Origin of the sequence: Vagococcus hydrophili, assembly GCF_011304195.1 — a bacterium.
GTDB classification, from domain to species: domain Bacteria; phylum Bacillota; class Bacilli; order Lactobacillales; family Vagococcaceae; genus Vagococcus; species Vagococcus hydrophili.
Genome location: NZ_CP049887.1, coordinates 892,788 through 910,694, shown reverse-complemented (window position 1 = coordinate 910,694; position 17,907 = coordinate 892,788). Strand labels below are relative to the sequence as shown.

The following is a 17,907-nucleotide window of genomic DNA, read 5'->3' as shown; positions in this document are numbered from 1 at the left end:
ATAAACAGCAACGAGAAAAAGGAAAAAATCCTGTGGCTGCTTTTTTTAGCTCTTTGATTCTGTTGTTACCTTTTTAATGTGAAAAATATGCCAACAACTAAAGTTATGGTTTTTTATTTAATTTCAAATATGGTACTTTTTATTTGTAGGATAAAAAGATACTTTTAAAGAAAGTAGGAGATTAAATGAAACGAAAAATGTTAACGGTTTTATGTGTAATTTTTATTTTCAATTTACCAGGTACAGTATTAGCTTCAACCGATTTGGAGGTAGAAACAAAAGCATTAACAAATAGCAATGATTTAAATGTTAGTACTTTTAGTGATATGAAACAACGTTCTTATTATTTTTACGATATGATTCCAGATTATTTTGAAGTCCAAGATTTTATGAGAGAAATTTATGGAGATGAGGTTGTAGATAATTCTTATCAATATTACTTTTTAAAACTGGCTAAAGAAAATTTCGATAAATATTATAGAACTAATGATATCAATGATTTAGATCTAGCAATAACCTATTTATACGATCATCATGGCTCCGTAGGAATTTATACCAGTTATGATGTGAATTACAAAATAACATCTAATGATAAAAGAGCATATGTACCATCGACTTTCGGTAAAGATAAAAAAGACATCGGTGATTTTATGATGGATATTATGAGTATAAGATAACTTCTGAAAAAATTCTAAAAATTATAATGATCTATATCTGCAAGAAGGAGTGTAGAGATAAATAAGTAAGGTTCTCAGAATGTTTCTGAGAGCTTTTTCTTTATATATAAAAGAGTTGATAGACATATAAGGTGATATAATGAAATAAAAATAGATAGGTGTGATAGTTTATGATCTTTTTAGAAAGTGCCAAAGAGCAAGAAATGTCTCAGATTCATCGGATTCAAAAATTAACTTTTGAAAAACTATATGCTAAGTACCAAGATGAGGGCTCCCCTTTTAATGAATTAGAAACATCATTAATCGCAAAAAGTAAAAAGAAAAATTATTTCTATTTTTATTAAATTAAAGGAAGAAATAATAGGCTATGCGTGTATTGTTACGAATGAAGAAGGAACACAAGCCAAAATCGGTCCAATCGGGATTCTGCCTCAATATGAAGAATGTGGTTATGGAACGGAAGCTATGAAGTTGATTGAAAAAGAATTTCCGGCAGTTAAAGAGTGGTTCCTGGATACAATTTTACAAGAAACAAAATTAACTCATTTTTATTCAAAATTAGGATACAAACAGACTGGGAAAGTAGAATCAATTCAAGAAAATATGACGATTATTTTTTTGAAAAGAGAGTGGATTGATGGATGTTGTATTTGAAATGTTGTTAAAATAGGCATGTAAAAGGCCTTTATAGTCTTAAATACGTGAATAATAAAGTGTTTTGACTGAAAAAAATTATCTATTCCGTTACAGTTATTTATAAGGAGGGCGCTATGGAATTATCACAGAAATTACAAAATAGACGTAAGGATTTAAAGTTAACGCAAGAGGAAGTAGCAGAAAAAATCCATGTTTCACGACAGACAATCTCGAACTGGGAAACTGGAAGAACATTACCTGATATTAATAGTTTAGTTTTGATTAGTGATATCTATGATATTTCTTTGGATGCCTTAATAAAGGAGGATAAAAAAATGATTAAGAAGTTAAGTGTTGACACAAAAGAAGCGGAAAATTGGTTTGTTTTTTCAAGTTTGTTTTGTAATGTGTTTGCTCTATTTGTTGCTTTTCAAGGAAGTGAGTTACCGATAAAAGTAACGATGATTCTTTTAATTATGTTGACAGTTTTTGTTGGATTCTTCGGAGTGAGAGGATTACCTTTCTTAAAAAGAGTACAAGAAAGTTATCAGAAAAAGGAAGAATATCAGGGGAAAGGTTATGTGTTTACTTTATATGATGTCGCTTATGGGTCTGCTATTGTGTGTGGAATAGCTATTATTTTTCTAACAATTTATAATTTTTAGGAGTTAAAATATGAAATCATATAGAAAATTTTGGACTGACTTTAAAACAAAAGAAAGTGTATCCTATAAAAGTTTTATGATTGTTTCCTTAATTAATATAGCTATTTCTATCTTGATTTTTTGCCTTAGAGATATATATATACTAGAAAATTATGAAGGGGGACTAAGTTTACTATATTCTATTTGGTGCTTACTTTTAGTGGTTCCAACTGCATCACACCAACAAAAGGTACTTGGAAATTTTGATGTCCACAGAAAAGTGCTGTTTTTACCAGTATATCCACTTTTGTTTTCTCCAATAGCATTTATTGTCTATATACTAGTTGGGGTAAAGTCACTGATAAATGTATTTTTTATTAAGTAAGAAAAGATGATTATAGTAATGTTTTTCCTATATTAAGAAGAGTTAGTAAAATTTTATCATGTTTTAATTTTTTGAAGAAATCCAATTTATTTTAACGAGAGTTACATAGATTCACAGTAAAAAAACTTTCAATTCGATTATGAAAGCTTTTTTACTGTGAATTAAATATAATGATGTTTAGTTTTCTTCTTTAAACAAAACAAATATTAAACAGGTAATCACAATAAACGTTATGATAAAAAAGAAAACAGGAGAAATTTTTGGGAAAATGTCTACATAAGAAAAGAAAGCCACAACAACAAGATACAACCAATAGTTAACAAGAAACAACCAATAGTTAACAAGAAACTTAAAATTTTATCAGTAAAGAGCTTAGACATAATATCCAATGTATCCATCTTTTACTTTTTTCTCTTGCACTAAATTCCACCCTTTATAAACTTTAGGAGGTCTTGAACTAAATTTATAAGCTCTTACTTGTGCTCTTGTTGTTAAATCTAATAAGTGTTCATGTACTGTTGTTTCTGCAGTAACAAGTGTTCCTCTCAGTGAAAAAGCTAGTGCAAGTAAACCTAAATAAATAATGAATTTTTTCATGTAAAAACCTCCTCAATTAATGTTATATACAGAGTAACAGAAAAATCAATTATTTATTAAAAATTCCCTAAACGACATAAAATTATCCCTTAACGTTTATTTCAGTAATTTCATTTTTCTAACAGAGACGAGGCAGGATTCTCCATTGACCATAATGACTTCTCTCTTTTTTGGATCGACTGTCATGATATTATCCTCATTAATTAAATACGATTTATGAATACGAACGAATTTATTAGATAAAGTCTCTAATTCGCCTAAGTTTCCGTAAAATTCTATTCTATTATTGATTAGATGTAATTTTATTTTATGAGATAGTTCTGTTGTTTCAAAAAACAGAACCTCTTCTAAAGGAAAAACTCTGATTTGATTATTTATTTTCAATTTAATCCGGTCTTTTTCTTGAATTGTTTCTGATGTATAGTGGTCATTTATTCGCTTTAAACAGTCCTGAATTTTTCGTTGTATTTTTTCTGGATTGTCTTTTACAATATAATCCATGGCCTCTACTTTGTAAGTAAAAGTTAGGGACATTAATTCACTATGAGTAGTCACAAAAATAATCCGACCAAATACATCTTTTTTTCTGATTTTAGATCCAAGTTGAATGCCATTTATTTCTTTTCCTAGGTCAATGTCTAAAAAATAAGCTCCTCTGATATTTTCATGGTTATCCAAATAAGATAAAATCTCATATGGATTATTAGTAGATAATTCAATTTTCATATCATAATCTTCAATCATAATGAATTTTTTTATAATATCTTCAAAACGTTTCTTTTGAACGGGATCATTCTCGCAAATAAATATTGGTAACATTTAATTGACCTCCTTTGTTAGGGTTATTTTTTGAATAAAGGCTGTTGATGTAATTTCTGTTTCAAGCATTAACTGTTTTTCTCTGTTACTTAATTCATTAAGATTTGAAAGACCTAGTCCTCTGTTAGTTCCTTTGGTTGAATATCCTTGGATTTCTAATTGATGTAATGGAAGGATATCTTTTTTTATTGGATTTTTAATAATAAATAAATAATGATTTTCCATATCGAATAGACCTACTTCAATTTTTCCTTTTTTTATATCCGCAACTTCTTCAATACTATTATCTAAAATAATTCCGAGCATTCTGATTAATACAACTGAGTTAACAGGTAGAATTTTGGGAATAATGTCTGGAACTTCTATTTGTACTTCAACTTCTTTTTCCTTAGCAGATAATAATTTGATAGCAATAATACTTTTAATATCATCTGCTTCAATATTTTTTAACTCCTGAAAATTAAAAATTCCTTCAGATAAATATTTCTGGGTTGGTTTAATAGTTTTTTCATAATAAGCGGATAATTTTTCTAAATCATTTAATTGAATAAAATAATCTAAAGATGACAGGATATTAATATAGTCATGTCTAAACTTCCTTATTTCATTGTATTGCTTAGTTGTTTCTTTAGCGTATTCATTCATATAATTCAATTCAATTTTTTGTTTTTCAACTTCTAATTTTAGTTCTTGACTGGTCGAAATCGAATGAATGACATAATAAATTAAGATTGAGAAGGCTAATATAATGACAATACTTACAACGCTTAACCATTCATCTCCGAAGTAGTTAAGATAAATTTCTAGTGATTGAAGCAATATATAACATCCGATAAGAATAGTTGATGCTATTTTTTCATATTTTTTTCCTTGAATAAATGGAATAAGTTGCTTACGGACAATGGAACTAATAATAAAAATAGCTATGTACATTATTAGCTCTGATATAATAATTATTGAAGTCATATTTATATTAAAATTTAGTAGCAATAGTATAAATTTAGAATTCATAAATGATAGGACATTAATTATTAAGAAAGGCGACACTACAATTAAAGTAGATAAAAAAATATCTTGTTTTTTTTGTGCTTTTGTAGTTAATAAAAAAAGGAATAAAAATAAAAATAAATCATTCACAAAAGGATATATATCAGAGATAAGTCCAGCGGAGCTAATCATCAGGAATAGTAAAAAGATAACTTTTGTATTCTTCAAAATAGATTTATTAATAATTAAGTAAGAAAAAGCGATATTTAATAAATGGGAAAATAATGTATATAGGACGATAACTATCACCTCCAAAACGTTCCGGTAATCCTGAACGTTTTTTCTTTTTAATTTTTGAACGTTCCAGTGCAAGTTTGTAGAGTTTAGGGTGGAAATGGTTTTTCTTTATGTTTATATTTTATCATATGTATATCAAATAAAAGAAGGAAGGTATCGATAATGAAAAAGATTATTGTAAGTATGTTTTGCAGTACGGTTTTATTAAGTACATTGGGTAGCTCAATCGCACATGCTGAGGAGGTAACACTTAAACCTGATATTGCTATCGAGGCGTTACAATCAGTTAATATAGAACAAACTAGAGGAACCATTAACGGAAAATACTATCGATTTACGGCTGTTTTCAAAAATGTACCTCCATACAAATATAGAGGTGGTACTAAAGTACATCATGTTAGAAATCATCAAGGTTTATGGATTGGATACTATCGTTAAAAAAAGAAAAGAGGGATTATGATGAAAAATAAGTTATTTAAAACATGCTTAGTATTAATGAGTGGTATTACTTTAGGGACAACTGTATTGTCAACCGCTACTGTATTTGCAAACGAATTGAGTTCTTCTGAATCAGAATATTCGGATTCTCAACAATTAGATGCAATAGACGAATTTCATATATTAAAGGAAGTTGAGTTTGATCTAAAAGAAACAGGTATTCAAACTAAAAAAATTATAGCTGAAGATGGAACTGAAGCTATAATAACCATAGAACCTGAATTTAATCCAATGTCACGAGTATCTAATGGAACATATAAGATTTATTATTATGCTGGTATTTTTAATTGTTCATTTAGAATAAGAGTTTCAGGGAATAATATTACTTCCGCATATGATGGTACATATAGTCATTGGGGTGTATCAGTTAAATCATCAAGTCTAAGAAGAGAGAGTAATAAGAGGGCAACGTACTATTTTGAATTTGGATCACCTGTTTGGGATTTTGGAGGTTGGAATGGGTGGTTGAGAGCTACTATTAATGGTTCTAATAAACTAGTCACAACCGTCAAATAAATTATAAGAGGAGGAATTATAATGGGATGGACAGGGATTGTATTTACTATATGCTCTTTATTTTTAGTAGTGGGAGTGTGCCTAGTAATTTATAAATTTTTAAAAAAACAATATTCCAAATAGTCAGAATATGTATGAGAATTTTTTGAGCTATTTGGCATTGTAGTCAATCGTAATTAAGGAGAAAAGATGAATAATTGTTAAAACTATTTTTTAATTCTCCTTTATCCATATTAAAATGATTTATCTAATAAGTATGTGTTAACTATGTTCAAAAATATTGAAAATACGATTAAAAGTAGCTATTCTGAAATTTAATAATTTGTTGTGTATAAATTGTTATGTAAATAACTAAATAAAAAGGGAGTCAGAATTTTTCTGAGTCCCTTTTTTCTGATCTCCTACTAAAATATTATTCATTAAGTCACTAACTGATTCAGAAATAGCTAAACATTCATAACATCTATAGATGTATTCCCCCGTTCATTTTAGATTCAAACTTCTCCATAGCACCATACAGTCCGCAGACTGGGCATATAATTTGTTCATGATGATTTTTAAACATAAGTATCGCTTCTTTCTCATTACTATTTTATATTACTCTTTTTCGTTAAATTGATAAATCAAGTTTATACAATATTGTTTCAATTTCAAATGAAAAACTAGAGTTTACAAAAAAATAGACGATCACTTTGTTTATTACTTAGATCAAAATATGAGGTATGTTATCGTATAATTGTTCTAAAATTAACTATTGAATAGTTCGCGATAAGATGGAATTGAAAGTATTTAGAAAATCTTTGAAAGGTGGGTGTAGATTTAATGAAAAATAGAGAAGTGGTTTTAACTTTATATTCGTTCTTTGTAGTATTAATCAGTTCTTGTATTTGGTTCTTAATTAAAGGGGAGTCCATTCAAACAGTGGTGTTAAATTCTGTAGGGATATCTATTGTAGGAACCATTATTGTTGTAATGGGGTTTTACATGAAAAAAAAAAGATGTTTTGATCTGCTAATTTCCTTAACTTTCATTAAAATTAATCCCCACCCCTGAAATCCCAATATTTTTTTTGCTATACTAAAGCCTAACATTTAAACATGTGGAGGGAAAAGAGATGAAAATAGTTGTATTAGCAGGTGGATTAAGTGATGAAAGAGATGTGTCATTGTCTTCTGGCTCACAAATCGCAAACGCTTTAATGAGTAAAAATCACCAAGTATTGTTAGTGGATTTAATTGAAGGAACTCCCGACTTTACTACTTTTGATGAGGCATATAAGGAACTAAAAAAAGCAGATTATAGCTTCGTAGTTCCTGAAACAGCCCCTGATTTAGATAAAATAAAAGCTGACTACAAGTTAACGAGTGAGATTGGGGAGAATATTATTCCGTTATGCCAATCAGCAGATATGGTTTTTCTAGCGCTTCACGGAGGGATTGGAGAGAATGGAAAACTCCAAGCTTTATTTGATATTTATAATATTAATTACACAGGTTCTTCTCATAAAGGAAGTGCTCTTGCGATGGATAAATTACTAGCCAAAGAATTAATGGCGTTTCATGGAATCAACACACCTAAATGGCAAATTTATGAAGAAGGTATCACACCGAACTTGCCTTGTGTGGTAAAACCGAATAACAACGGTTCAAGTATTGGCGTTGCCATTGTGGAAACTATGCAAGAATTTAATGTTGCTATTGAAGCCGCTAAAAAGTTCAAAACAGCCATTTTATTAGAAGAAAAAGTGGCAGGACGAGAATTTGCTGTAGGTGTTTTAGGTGACACAGCGTTACCGATTATTGAGATTATTCCTAAAGTTGGTTTTTATGATTATAAAAATAAATACCAAGCGGGAAGCGCGGAAGAAGTCACACCGGCTAACGTTAGTTCAAAAATTACAGAAGAAATGCAAAAAATGACCTTGAAAACTCACGAGGTTTTAGGTTTGTCTGGTTATTCTCGCATTGACTTTATGATGAATGATCAAGACGAGATTTATTGTATTGAAGCGAATACTTTACCTGGGATGACACCAACGAGTTTATTGCCACAAGAAGCAAAAGCCTCAGGATTAGACTATGCAGATTTATGCGAAAAATTAATAGAGGTCTCAAAAAAATAATAAATTCAAAATTGTTAAATCCTTGTCATTTATAATTTGAGTTTTTTGGTATAATCAATCTAGTAAAACAGACAAGGATGTGTGAAAGCATGGGAAAAAAGAAACGACAACTACAAATCAAACAAATTATTTCTCAATGCCAAATTGAGAGTCAACAACAATTATTAGATAAATTAATCGAAGCTGGTATCGAAGCGACACAAGCAACGATATCAAGAGACATTAGAGAATTAAAAATTGTGAAAACCCATGATACAAATGGTAAAATAAAATATGGCGTGTTACCTGAGAAAAAAATTGAACCAATTGATCACCTTAAAGAGGTTTTTAAAGATTATGTGACTCAAGTAACGCATGTTCAAGTGATGAATGTCATCAACACAACGCTCGGAACAGCGAATATCGTCGCAGCAGACTTAGACGAATTAGCGATTCCAGAGATTGTTGGGACACTTGCAGGGACAGACACGATTGTTTTAATTTCTAGATCAGAAGAAGATGCCAAAAGATTGAATGAAAAGTTTTTATCCTATCTTGAATAATATTTTATGGAGGAAATAAAATGACAGAATTGTTAGCGCTACAAAATGGATCAGATATTCGAGGAATTGCGATTTCTCACGAGGAATTTACAGCTAATTTAACGAAGCAAGAAGCTCAAATCATCGCCAGTGGGATTATTGAGTGGTTAAAATCTGAAAAAAAAGTAACGAGAACACCCATGAGAATTGCGATTGGTCATGATAGCCGTTTATCAGCATCAGACATTAAGGAAGGTCTAATCGAAGGCTTTTTAAAAGAAGAGGTTGAGATTCTTGATGCCGAGTTGGCAACAACGCCAGCTATGTTTATGGCGACTCAATTTGAAGAGTTTGACGCAGATTGTGGGATTATGATTACAGCGAGCCATTTACCTTTTTACTATAACGGGATTAAAATTTTCTCTAAAGAAGGTGGCGCAGAACACGAGGATATTGATTATATCTTGGAACATGTGAAGCCATTTAACCCAGAAATAGAGAATCAAGGCAATGTGGTTAAAAAAGAAATTCTGTCTTTATATTCAGCTGATTTAGTTAATAAAATTCAACAAGGAACAGGGGAAGACAAACCTTTAGCAGGATTTAAAATTGTTTTAGATGCTGGAAACGGTGCGGGAGGTTTCTTTGCAGATAAAGTGTTAGCTGCATTAGGAGCGGACACTTCTGGTAGTCAATTTTTAGAGCCAGACGGTCATTTCCCCAATCATATGCCAAACCCGGACAATAAAGAAGCCATGGAAAGCATCCAACAAGCTGTTCTTAAAAATAAAGCAGACTTAGGCGTTATTTTTGATACAGATGTAGACCGTGCGGCAGTTGTCGATACGACAGGTGAAGTGATTAATCGTAATAGTTTGATTGCTGTTTTAGCTCAAATCGTGCTAGAAGAAGAAACAGGCCAAACCATTGTCACAAACTCACCCACATCAAGTCATTTAAAAGCCTTTATTGAAGAATTAGGCGGTAAACAAGTCCGTTATTTATGTGGTTACCGTAACGTGATTAACAAAGCCATTGAACTAAATAATCAAGGGATTGAAACGCCTCTTGCCATTGAAACAAGTGGTCATGCTGCCTTTAAAGAAAACTATTTCTTAGATGATGGGGCGTATGTGATCGCGAAGATTTTGATGTTATTACCTAAACTTAAAAAAGAGAATAAAACAATTGGTGACTTGATTGCTACACTGAAACAACCGGCAGAAGCACAAGAAGTTCGCTTCAAAATTTCAGGAGAAGCTTATCGTGATTACGGAAACGATGTGATTGAAACATTAGCCGAATTTGTTAAGCAGACAGCAGGTTTTGAGATTGACCCTGAAAATGAAGAAGGTATTCGTGTGAATGTTTCAGAGATGTACGGATCTGGTTGGTTCTTATTACGTATGAGTCTTCACGAGCCGCTATTAGTTCTTCAAGTTGAGAACGATGAAACAGCTAAAAACAAGTTAGTCTTTACAAAATTAGCAGACTACTTTAATCTGAAAGAACGATTAAACACAGAAAAATTGGCAGCCGTTTTAGCAGAATAAGAGAGGAAAGAAACAAGTATGGTGAGAGCAATCAATGAAGGACCTAAAATTTCCTTTGAGAAAAAAACAGTCTCAGCAATGATTGAGATTTATTATAAGCAATTTTCAGATGAAGCCCATCAACTTGAGGAAGAAGATGTAGCAAATTATGCTATGGCTCGTCTGAATTATTGCCGTTTTGGTGAAGATAAACCAACTTGTAAAGTCTGTCCAGTGCACTGCTATAAAAAGAGTTATAAAGATAAAATGCAACAAATTATGCGCTATTCAGGACCAAGAATGCTGATTTATCATCCAGTGATGTCCGTCGAGCATTTTATGAAAGAATGGCGATATAAAAGGGTAAATAAGTAAAGTGAATAAGTCGAAACAGCGGTGGAGAAAACTCTTTTCCGCTGTTTTTATTTATTCATAGGAGTTAATAATCTGATGAAGTTCGTTTAAATAAACCTCTTTTAAGTTATTAGGAGATAGAATCGTGACGTGTTTTCCTAGTGAGATTAAATACTGCACCAGATAGTCTAAATGCTCGTTGTTGTATTTACCCACAAGATAAAAGGCATCGTCTTTGTAATGGAGTTCCATATTAGGGTAGTGTCTTTTTAAAAATAGTTCTTTACCATAAGAGGTGAGTTGGCATTTAAACTCAATATCAGGAAATTTAGTCTCATAAATAGTCAAAAATTCAGTCATTTCCTCTTTAGAATAAGGGATATAAGAAGTGTCAGCTAGGCTAATGTTTAGCATATAGTCACAACGAAAGACGCCCCATTTTTTTTCATCCATATCAAAGGCATTACAAAACCAAAGTCCGCTTCGATAAAACAAATCAAACAGTTGAAGGGTCATATCTTTTGGTTCATATTGTGTGTAATGAAGAGAAATTACTCGATTATTTAAAATAGCTTCAAGTAAATCAGCTAAATTATCAACTTTATTTACGGGAGAGACGTGATGATAGCTGACCACATCGAGTATTTTTTGGATATTTATTTTTTGACCACTAGGTAGTGTTTCTAATAGTTTATTTCTTATCTGTGAGTATGATTTTTCAAAAGGTGTGGAAGAAACAAGGTCTAGCGCCTTAATAGCAAAGAAAATAGCTTGGATTTCTGTTTCATTAAAATAGATAGGTGTTAATAGATTTTGTTGAATTAACTGATATTTGCCACCTCTACCAGCTTCAACGTATAACGCCAAGCCTAGGTTTTCTAAGGCTTGAACATCTCTAATGGCTGTTCTTTTGGAAATGCCAAATTCATTCATGAGATCACTCAGTTGGAAGGATGTTTTATCTTTGAGAAATATTAGTTCTTGGTTGAGTCTTTCTGATTTATTCATAGGGCATTCTGCCTTTCTGTTTTAAGGTGCCACGAGTTGTCACCTTTTTCTTATACAATCAATATATCAAAAGAAAGAGGTAATTGCATATGAAAACACTAATAATAAATGCCCATCCTGATTATAAGAATGAAGATCACTACTCTATTTTGTTTCAAAAAGAATTTATAAAAAAATTTAAGGAAGATTTCTCAACTGATGATTTAACAGTCCTGAACTTGTATGAAAGTGATATTCCTAGAATTGAAGAGGGGCAGTTATTGAGTATTTGGAATAAAGAAGCTTCAAAAGAGTTGTTAAGTGATGAAGAAGCGAGATTAAAAAGAGTGTCAGAAAAATTGTTGAGCGAGTTTAAAGCACACCGACGAATTGTTTTGGTGACACCTCTGCATAATTTCAATGTGACTTCAAGAATGAAAGATTACATCGATAATATCTTAATTGCTAGAGAGACCTTTAAGTATACGGAAACAGGTTCAGTGGGATTAATGACGGAAGATTATAAGTTACTGGTGATTCAGGCGAGTGGTTCGATTTATACAAAAGAAGATAGATACAAAGATTTAGATATTAGTACGCTATATCTGAAAGGTATTTTTCAAGAAATAATGGGATTTAAAAGTGTTGAGATATTAAGGATAGAAGGTACGGCACTTTTAGAAAAAGAAGTTATCATGAAAGCTAATTTAAGAAAACTAGATGTGATGATGAAAGAGTTTTATGCTTAAATAAAACAAGATTGGTGAAAATAGGGTTTAGCTCCCAAGCGGCTGGAGGAAATAAATAAGAATGAAGCAGACTTTAAAGGTCCGCTTCTTTTTGTTCGCCCAGCATGGGCGAACTCTAACGGGTGAAAGTCCCTAACACGACCTAATAGTGGTAAGTGTATAGCCGAAAGCAAGGGTGTCCATGGTGACGTGGAATCTGAAGGAAGCTCTAGGTAAAACTCTGGTCTGACGAATAGAAATCACATAGGAGGCTACATACGAGGATAAAACTGCAAAAGAAGTTAAAGTCCGATAACTATTGAAATAATCGTATGGAGTATATGTGGCAGATAGATGGAGTGAAAGAGTTCGCACCTTAACTGGGGAGGTCTCATCATCTTATCCCAAAATCTTATGGCAACATAAGGCTGAGATATGAGAAGTCAGCAGAAGCCGTAGTAGTGAAGACGGTTAGTGAAAGTTAACTAGAGCGAAGGGCTGAACAATTTTAATGTTATCAAAAATTAATCACTGGAAGAGGAAATAGACTACTGACGAAAAGTTTTAAAGTAGATACCGACTTTACAGAATTGAAAGGAAATAACAACTATGTACACAGAAACAGTTTTAGAACAAATCGTGGATAGAAAGAATCTGAATCAAGCATTTAAGCAAGTCAGACGAAATAAAGGTGCCGAAGGTGTGGATGGTATGACTATTGAAGAAACGGCGAGTTATATAACGTCTAATAGAAAAGAAATAGTCACCCAAATCAGAAACAGAAAGTATAAACCATCCCCCGTTTTAAGAGTAGAAATACCGAAGCCAACTGGTGGTGTCCGACTTTTAGGTATACCAACAGTAAAAGATCGTGTGATACAGCAAGCTATATCTCAAGTGATTTCCCCCAAGTTTGATAAGGAGTTCAGTCCATATAGCTATGGATTTAGGCCTAACAAACAAGCTGAAATGGCCATCCAACAATCGTTGGATTACTTTAACGAAGGCTATGAATGGGTTGTAGATATTGATTTGGAGAGATTCTTTGATACTGTGAATCATGATAGATTAATGAATTTAATCTCACGAGTGATAAAAGATGGTGATGTCATTTCTCTGATTAGAAAATTTTTAGTTAGTGGTGTACAAGTCAACGGACAAGTTAAGCCAACGGATATAGGTACACCACAGGGCGGTAATTTATCTCCTCTACTAAGTAATATTATGTTAAATGAATTGGATAAAGAACTTGAAGCAAGACAGCTTCATTTTGTCAGATATGCAGATGACTGTTTAATTATGGTGAAAAGTGAAATGTCAGCGAGAAGAGTCATGCGCTCAGTAACAAAATTTATCGAAGAGAAATTAGGACTAATTGTGAACGTCACAAAATCCAAAATAATTAAAGCTGGAGACTCAGAGTTGAAGTATTTAGGTTTTTCTTTTTATAAAGGAAAGGATGGCTATCAAGCTAGACCACATCAAGCATCAGTTGAAAGCTTTAAGTTTAAATTAAAAAGGCTGACACGTAAAAATTGGAGTGTCAGTATCGAGGATAAAATTAAACGATTGAATCAAGTGATATTAGGTTGGATTAACTATTTTAAGATTGGAAAAATGAAGAAAAATCTATCGAAGATAGAATCTCATCTACGTTTCCGAGTGAGAATGTGTTTATGGAAACAATGGAAAACCGCTCAAAATAGAAGAAAGAATTTAATAAAACTAGGTATGGATAAATATACTGCTTATAAATACAGTCATACAAGTAAAGGCGTAGTGAGGATAGCTTATTCATGGGTCATGACTACCACGATGACAAATAAGAGAGTAGCCGAATTAGGACTAATCTCTTGTGTAGAACATTATAGTAAAGTACATAGTTAATTTAAAATTGAACCGCCGTATACGGATCCGTACGTACGGTGGTGTGAGAGGACGAATAATCAAACATGGTTATTCTCCTACTCGATATTTCTCCTCAGAAAGAAAAGGTTCTGCCTTCACATGGATCTCTTCTCTTGTAAAGGGATGTATTAAGCGTAATTCTCTAGCGTGGAGTTGTAGTCGTGCTCTTGTATTAGGTCTTGGATGATACAAAGGATCGCCTAAAATTGGTTTACCCAGTGAGGCGAGATGAACTCGGATTTGGTGCGTTCGTCCAGTATCAAGCCAACAAGAAACCCAGCTTGTTTTTCCCGTATTTTGTTGAGTTGAGACGTGGGTGATGGCGACTTGACCACCTCTTTCATCAATGACTCGTTTTCGCCTGTCGTGACGATCACGTCCAATTTTTTTATTAATACAAAGAGTATCTTTAGGTAAACGCCCCTCAATCTCAGCTTCGTAAACGCGGTGGATTTCTTTTTTCTCTAGCATTCGACCAAGAACTGGAAGGATAACCGGGTTTTTAGCAAAAACAATTGCTCCACTGGTTTCTTTATCTAAACGGTGAACCACGTAAGGTAGTTGATTTTTAGGTTTTAAGTAGGCTGCTAAATCGTTGAGTAGGGTATCTGTTTCCTCCGGTTGATTAGGATGTGTTTTTTGCCCGTGTTTTTTATTAAGAATAATCAAGTGCTCGTCTTCCCAAATCGGGTTAATATTTTTAGCATTTCCTAAGAGTATTGTAGGTGTTGGATAATCTGTCTCTTCAAAAGTCAGGGTAACTGAATCACCTGGCTGGATGATTTGATGAAACATGGCAGGCATTTGATTAACCTCAACGTTTTTTCTGACTCTTAAAAAATGTCTAACTTTTCTAGGTATCAGCCATTCTTTTTCTAAAACTTCGGTTAATGGCATGGGGGTAAGCTCTTTAGATAGCGTAAATGTGAACTTCATGTAAAACTCCTGTCCGACATATTTATAAAACTTTATATATTTTTTAAAATTGTAACATATTTTGTTAACAACTTCATGTTAAGATAGGCTAGCATTAAGAAGTTAAGGCTTTAGCCGCATCATCTAATAAGTAGTATATGTTAGAATGAGGATAATAAAACGAACAATGAGGAGTTAAAATGGATAATATTAAGAAAATTTGGGAGAGCATAAAGAAATATGCTGCACAGTTTTGGATGTGGTTTAAACCTCATTTACAAAAATTTAGAGCAGGTAGAAAACGAATTTGGAAGAAGTATCATATTAATAAAATTTTGATATTGGTAACAATGACCGTTGTCTTAGTAACAAGTATTTATTTGTTTTATTTAGCAAAAAGTACCAATGTTTCAAGTCTTAAAACAGGGTTAGAACAAGTAACGACCATTTATGATAAGGACGGAGACGAAGCTGGAACCTTAGCTAAATACGGATCTAAGGGGAGTTTTGTGGAGTTTAATAATATTTCACCCTACATTAAAGATGCGTTGATTTCTACAGAGGATCGTGATTTCTACAAGCATAAAGGCTACAGTATTAAAGGGATTTCCCGTGCCATGGTGAGAAAAGTTGTTCGCCGAAACAATAGTGGTGGGGGCGGTAGTACCATTACGCAACAATTAGCTAAAAATGCCTTTTTAACCCAAGATCAAACCATGACGAGAAAGGCGAGAGAGTTATTTTTAGCGATTGAAATTGAGAAAGAATATACTAAAGATGAGATTTTAGAGATGTACTTAAACAAAGCTTACTTTGGTAATGGGGTCTTTGGGATTCAAGATGCTTCACTCAAATACTTCGGTAAAAATGCTAGTGATGTGACCATTGATGAGGCTGCCGTGTTAGTGGGGATGCTTAAGGGACCTAATCTGTATAACCCAATTGATGATATGGAAAGTGCGATTAATCGCCGTGATACAGTTCTTTCAGTGATGGTAGATAATGGTAAATTAGACAAAGCAACCGCAGATAATTTAATGAAGCAACCTTTAGAAATTCATGACGCGTATCAACCAGAACATGACTCATATAAATATCCGTATTACTTTGATGCGGTAATTGCTGAGGCAGTGGATAAATCTGGCTTAAAAGATACAGATCTTTCGACAGGTGGGTACAAAATCTTTACAACCTTAGATCAACAGTATCAAATCGGCATGGATCAAACCTTTGCGAATGATAGTCTATTCCCACAAGCAGCTAGTGATGGCGCCATTGTTCAAGGAGCATCGGTTGCATTAAACCCTAAAACAGGTGGTGTGATGGGAATTGTGGGTGGACGTGGTGATTATACGTACCGTGGGTGGAATCGTGCCACACAATCTTATCTTTCACCTGGCTCAACTTTAAAACCAATTTCAGTTTACACACCCGCTCTTGAAGCAGGATATAAACCAGATGATATTTTAAAGGATGAAGCGCAAAGTTACTATGACGTTCAGAATTATTCGAGAACTTACTCAGGTGAAGCAACGATGACCCAATCAATCATCCAAAGTTTAAATGCGCCTGCTGTTTGGTTATTAAATGAAATCGGTATTGATCGTGGCTTTAAGAAAACGGAGCAGTTCGGTATTAAGCTAGATGAAAAAGATAAATATCCTGGACTTGCTTTAGGTGGTTTAACTAAAGGAACGACACCTCTTAATATGGCTAGTGCTTACGGCGTGTTTGCTAATCAAGGTCAAAAGATGGAGCCTCATTTTATTACTAAAATTGAGGATGCTAATGGGGTTATTATTTACGAAAATGAAAAAGCTAAATCAAAACGTGTTACAACCCCAGAAGTTGCAGATGAGATGACTGGCATGCTGCAAGGTGTTTTCAGTTCAGGAACTGGGATTGAAGCTAAACCTGCTGGCTACACGATTGCTGGGAAAACAGGAACCACAGAAAATATTAATGCTGATGGGATGTCTAAAGATCAATGGATTATCGGATATACCCCAGACGTGGTGGTTTCAACATGGATTGGTTTTGATAAGAGCGGACCAGATCACTTCTTAACGGGAAGTAGTGGTAGCAACTTATCGAGTATCTTTAAAGATGAAACCCAACGGATTTTAGCTGCTTCACCGAACACACCATTTACCGTGGGAGATGTGACGCAAGAACAACAAACCGAAAAAGAAAGTGGTAAAAATTCAAGTATTGGTGAGTCGATTAATGACATTGGCGATAAAGTTAAAGAAGGTGCGAATACCATAGGCGATGGCATTAAAAAAGGTGTCGATACAGCTGGTGAAATGTGGAACGGTTTTTGGAATAAAGTGACACAGTAATGGGTAGGTTTTTACCTTTAACAATGTTACAATAGACGGGAAGAATTTAAATTTAAAGGAGCTTATCTCATGACTGTTAATATTTATGATAGTGCCAATCAAATCGAACGCGAAATTCGTGAAATGGACGAATTTATCGCTTTAAAAGAAGCCTTTGCTACAATGAAAAAAGAAGAAGAATCTTTTAACTTGTTCCAAAGTTTCCAAGAGTTACAAATGGAATTACAACAAAAACAAATGCAAGGCTTAGAATTATCTGAAGAAGATGTTTTAAAAGCACAAGAAATGGCAGCTAAAGTTCAAGACGCTGCAGTCATTCAAGATTTAATGCAAAAAGAGCAAGCTTTCAGCATGATCGTTAACGACTTAAACCGTATCATCATGAAACCTGTTCAAGAATTATATCAAATGGGTGAATAGAACTAATAGGGGAGGTTAAGTA

At 33.0% G+C, this 17,907-nt stretch carries 20 protein-coding genes; 15 read left to right on the top strand and 5 right to left on the bottom strand.

Annotated elements, in window-relative coordinates; genetic code table 11:
• Positions 1 to 185 precede the first annotated feature (185 nt).
• From G7082_RS04420 to G7082_RS04400, 5 genes are all read left to right on the top strand, one after another.
• A complete protein-coding gene (locus tag G7082_RS04420) occupies positions 186 to 677 on the top strand; it encodes a hypothetical protein (protein ID WP_166034011.1) in 492 nt (163 codons plus the stop codon).
• A 170-nt stretch (positions 678 to 847) separates the two neighbouring features.
• Entirely contained in the window at positions 848 to 1,021 is a 174-nt protein-coding gene (locus G7082_RS04415) for a hypothetical protein (RefSeq protein ID WP_166034010.1), read from the top strand.
• Positions 1,002 to 1,331, top strand: coding sequence for a GNAT family N-acetyltransferase (locus G7082_RS04410; protein WP_166036016.1), 330 nt, complete (start codon positions 1,002 to 1,004; stop codon positions 1,329 to 1,331). Before G7082_RS04415 ends, G7082_RS04410 begins: the two co-directional genes overlap by 20 nt.
• Before the next feature lie 116 nt (positions 1,332 to 1,447).
• Positions 1,448 to 1,978 carry a helix-turn-helix domain-containing protein gene (locus G7082_RS04405; protein WP_166034009.1) on the top strand — a complete coding sequence of 177 codons (531 nt, stop codon included), beginning with the start codon at positions 1,448 to 1,450 and terminating at the stop codon, positions 1,976 to 1,978.
• 10 nt (positions 1,979 to 1,988) lie between these two features.
• Complete coding sequence (locus G7082_RS04400) at positions 1,989 to 2,342, top strand: hypothetical protein (protein WP_166034008.1); 354 nt, start codon at positions 1,989 to 1,991, stop codon at positions 2,340 to 2,342.
• Positions 2,343 to 2,714: 372 nt separating this feature from the next.
• Here G7082_RS04400 and G7082_RS04395 read toward each other — a convergent pair whose 3' ends face one another.
• The 3 genes from G7082_RS04395 to G7082_RS04385 all read right to left on the bottom strand — a co-directional run bounded on the left by G7082_RS04395 (position 2,715) and on the right by G7082_RS04385 (position 4,691).
• A complete protein-coding gene (locus G7082_RS04395; protein WP_166034007.1) occupies positions 2,715 to 2,939 on the bottom strand; it encodes a hypothetical protein in 225 nt (74 codons plus the stop codon).
• A 96-nt stretch (positions 2,940 to 3,035) separates the two neighbouring features.
• Positions 3,036 to 3,758: a LytR/AlgR family response regulator transcription factor gene (locus G7082_RS04390; protein ID WP_166034006.1), complete on the bottom strand. Its 723-nt coding sequence runs from the start codon at positions 3,756 to 3,758 to the stop codon at positions 3,036 to 3,038.
• The gene (locus G7082_RS04385; protein ID WP_166034005.1) at positions 3,759 to 4,691 is read right to left on the bottom strand and encodes a GHKL domain-containing protein; all 933 of its coding nucleotides are present in this window, start codon (positions 4,689 to 4,691) and stop codon (positions 3,759 to 3,761) included. It abuts the gene before it with no gap.
• A gap of 513 nt (positions 4,692 to 5,204) precedes the next feature.
• On the opposite strand from G7082_RS04385, the gene G7082_RS04380 reads away from it, so the two are divergent.
• From G7082_RS04380 to G7082_RS04355, 6 genes are all read left to right on the top strand, one after another.
• On the top strand, positions 5,205 to 5,480 hold the full coding sequence (locus tag G7082_RS04380; protein ID WP_166034004.1) for a hypothetical protein: 276 nt from the start codon (positions 5,205 to 5,207) through the stop codon (positions 5,478 to 5,480).
• Positions 5,481 to 5,501: 21 nt separating this feature from the next.
• Entirely contained in the window at positions 5,502 to 6,056 is a 555-nt protein-coding gene (locus G7082_RS04375; RefSeq protein WP_166034003.1) for a DUF5626 family protein, read from the top strand.
• Positions 6,057 to 7,170: 1,114 nt separating this feature from the next.
• Positions 7,171 to 8,178, top strand: coding sequence for a D-alanine--D-alanine ligase family protein (locus tag G7082_RS04370; protein ID WP_166034002.1), 1,008 nt, complete (start codon positions 7,171 to 7,173; stop codon positions 8,176 to 8,178).
• Positions 8,179 to 8,267: 89 nt separating this feature from the next.
• Positions 8,268 to 8,720: an arginine repressor gene (gene argR, locus G7082_RS04365; protein ID WP_166034001.1), complete on the top strand. Its 453-nt coding sequence runs from the start codon at positions 8,268 to 8,270 to the stop codon at positions 8,718 to 8,720.
• Positions 8,721 to 8,740: 20 nt separating this feature from the next.
• The gene (locus G7082_RS04360) at positions 8,741 to 10,252 is read left to right on the top strand and encodes a phosphohexomutase domain-containing protein (RefSeq protein WP_166034000.1); all 1,512 of its coding nucleotides are present in this window, start codon (positions 8,741 to 8,743) and stop codon (positions 10,250 to 10,252) included.
• An 18-nt stretch (positions 10,253 to 10,270) separates the two neighbouring features.
• Positions 10,271 to 10,606: a nitrous oxide-stimulated promoter family protein gene (locus G7082_RS04355; RefSeq protein ID WP_166033999.1), complete on the top strand. Its 336-nt coding sequence runs from the start codon at positions 10,271 to 10,273 to the stop codon at positions 10,604 to 10,606.
• A 51-nt stretch (positions 10,607 to 10,657) separates the two neighbouring features.
• On the opposite strand, the gene G7082_RS04350 is transcribed toward G7082_RS04355, so the two are convergent.
• Positions 10,658 to 11,593, bottom strand: a complete 936-nt coding sequence (locus G7082_RS04350; protein ID WP_166033998.1) for a helix-turn-helix transcriptional regulator — start codon at positions 11,591 to 11,593, stop codon at positions 10,658 to 10,660.
• An 89-nt stretch (positions 11,594 to 11,682) separates the two neighbouring features.
• Between G7082_RS04350 and G7082_RS04345 the strand changes: the two genes are divergently transcribed.
• Positions 11,683 to 12,321, top strand: a complete 639-nt coding sequence (locus tag G7082_RS04345) for an FMN-dependent NADH-azoreductase (protein WP_166033997.1) — start codon at positions 11,683 to 11,685, stop codon at positions 12,319 to 12,321.
• Positions 12,322 to 12,909: 588 nt separating this feature from the next.
• On the top strand, positions 12,910 to 14,187 hold the full coding sequence (ltrA, locus tag G7082_RS04340; RefSeq protein ID WP_166033354.1) for a group II intron reverse transcriptase/maturase: 1,278 nt from the start codon (positions 12,910 to 12,912) through the stop codon (positions 14,185 to 14,187).
• A 69-nt stretch (positions 14,188 to 14,256) separates the two neighbouring features.
• Here ltrA and G7082_RS04335 read toward each other — a convergent pair whose 3' ends face one another.
• Entirely contained in the window at positions 14,257 to 15,144 is an 888-nt protein-coding gene (locus G7082_RS04335; protein WP_166033996.1) for an RluA family pseudouridine synthase, read from the bottom strand.
• 179 nt (positions 15,145 to 15,323) lie between these two features.
• On the opposite strand from G7082_RS04335, the gene G7082_RS04330 reads away from it, so the two are divergent.
• Together G7082_RS04330 and G7082_RS04325 are read left to right on the top strand one after the other, a co-directional pair.
• Positions 15,324 to 17,465, top strand: a complete 2,142-nt coding sequence (locus G7082_RS04330) for a transglycosylase domain-containing protein (protein WP_166033995.1) — start codon at positions 15,324 to 15,326, stop codon at positions 17,463 to 17,465.
• Positions 17,466 to 17,534: 69 nt separating this feature from the next.
• Positions 17,535 to 17,885: a YlbF/YmcA family competence regulator gene (locus tag G7082_RS04325; protein WP_166033994.1), complete on the top strand. Its 351-nt coding sequence runs from the start codon at positions 17,535 to 17,537 to the stop codon at positions 17,883 to 17,885.
• The last annotated feature ends 22 nt before the right edge of the window (positions 17,886 to 17,907 follow it).

Coding starts and splice junctions, on each gene's coding strand:
- G7082_RS04420 (WP_166034011.1), top strand. CDS start 186: ATGAAACGAAAAATGTTAACGGTTTTATGTGTAATTTTTATTTTCAAT.
- G7082_RS04415 (WP_166034010.1), top strand. CDS start 848: ATGATCTTTTTAGAAAGTGCCAAAGAGCAAGAAATGTCTCAGATTCAT.
- G7082_RS04405 (WP_166034009.1), top strand. CDS start 1,448: ATGGAATTATCACAGAAATTACAAAATAGACGTAAGGATTTAAAGTTA.
- G7082_RS04400 (WP_166034008.1), top strand. CDS start 1,989: ATGAAATCATATAGAAAATTTTGGACTGACTTTAAAACAAAAGAAAGT.
- G7082_RS04395 (WP_166034007.1), bottom strand. CDS start 2,939: ATGAAAAAATTCATTATTTATTTAGGTTTACTTGCACTAGCTTTTTCA.
- G7082_RS04390 (WP_166034006.1), bottom strand. CDS start 3,758: ATGTTACCAATATTTATTTGCGAGAATGATCCCGTTCAAAAGAAACGT.
- G7082_RS04385 (WP_166034005.1), bottom strand. CDS start 4,691: ATGTACATAGCTATTTTTATTATTAGTTCCATTGTCCGTAAGCAACTT.
- G7082_RS04380 (WP_166034004.1), top strand. CDS start 5,205: ATGAAAAAGATTATTGTAAGTATGTTTTGCAGTACGGTTTTATTAAGT.
- G7082_RS04375 (WP_166034003.1), top strand. CDS start 5,502: ATGAAAAATAAGTTATTTAAAACATGCTTAGTATTAATGAGTGGTATT.
- G7082_RS04370 (WP_166034002.1), top strand. CDS start 7,171: ATGAAAATAGTTGTATTAGCAGGTGGATTAAGTGATGAAAGAGATGTG.
- argR (WP_166034001.1), top strand. CDS start 8,268: ATGGGAAAAAAGAAACGACAACTACAAATCAAACAAATTATTTCTCAA.
- G7082_RS04360 (WP_166034000.1), top strand. CDS start 8,741: ATGACAGAATTGTTAGCGCTACAAAATGGATCAGATATTCGAGGAATT.
- G7082_RS04355 (WP_166033999.1), top strand. CDS start 10,271: ATGGTGAGAGCAATCAATGAAGGACCTAAAATTTCCTTTGAGAAAAAA.
- G7082_RS04350 (WP_166033998.1), bottom strand. CDS start 11,593: ATGAATAAATCAGAAAGACTCAACCAAGAACTAATATTTCTCAAAGAT.
- G7082_RS04345 (WP_166033997.1), top strand. CDS start 11,683: ATGAAAACACTAATAATAAATGCCCATCCTGATTATAAGAATGAAGAT.
- ltrA (WP_166033354.1), top strand. CDS start 12,910: ATGTACACAGAAACAGTTTTAGAACAAATCGTGGATAGAAAGAATCTG.
- G7082_RS04335 (WP_166033996.1), bottom strand. CDS start 15,144: ATGAAGTTCACATTTACGCTATCTAAAGAGCTTACCCCCATGCCATTA.
- G7082_RS04330 (WP_166033995.1), top strand. CDS start 15,324: ATGGATAATATTAAGAAAATTTGGGAGAGCATAAAGAAATATGCTGCA.
- G7082_RS04325 (WP_166033994.1), top strand. CDS start 17,535: ATGACTGTTAATATTTATGATAGTGCCAATCAAATCGAACGCGAAATT.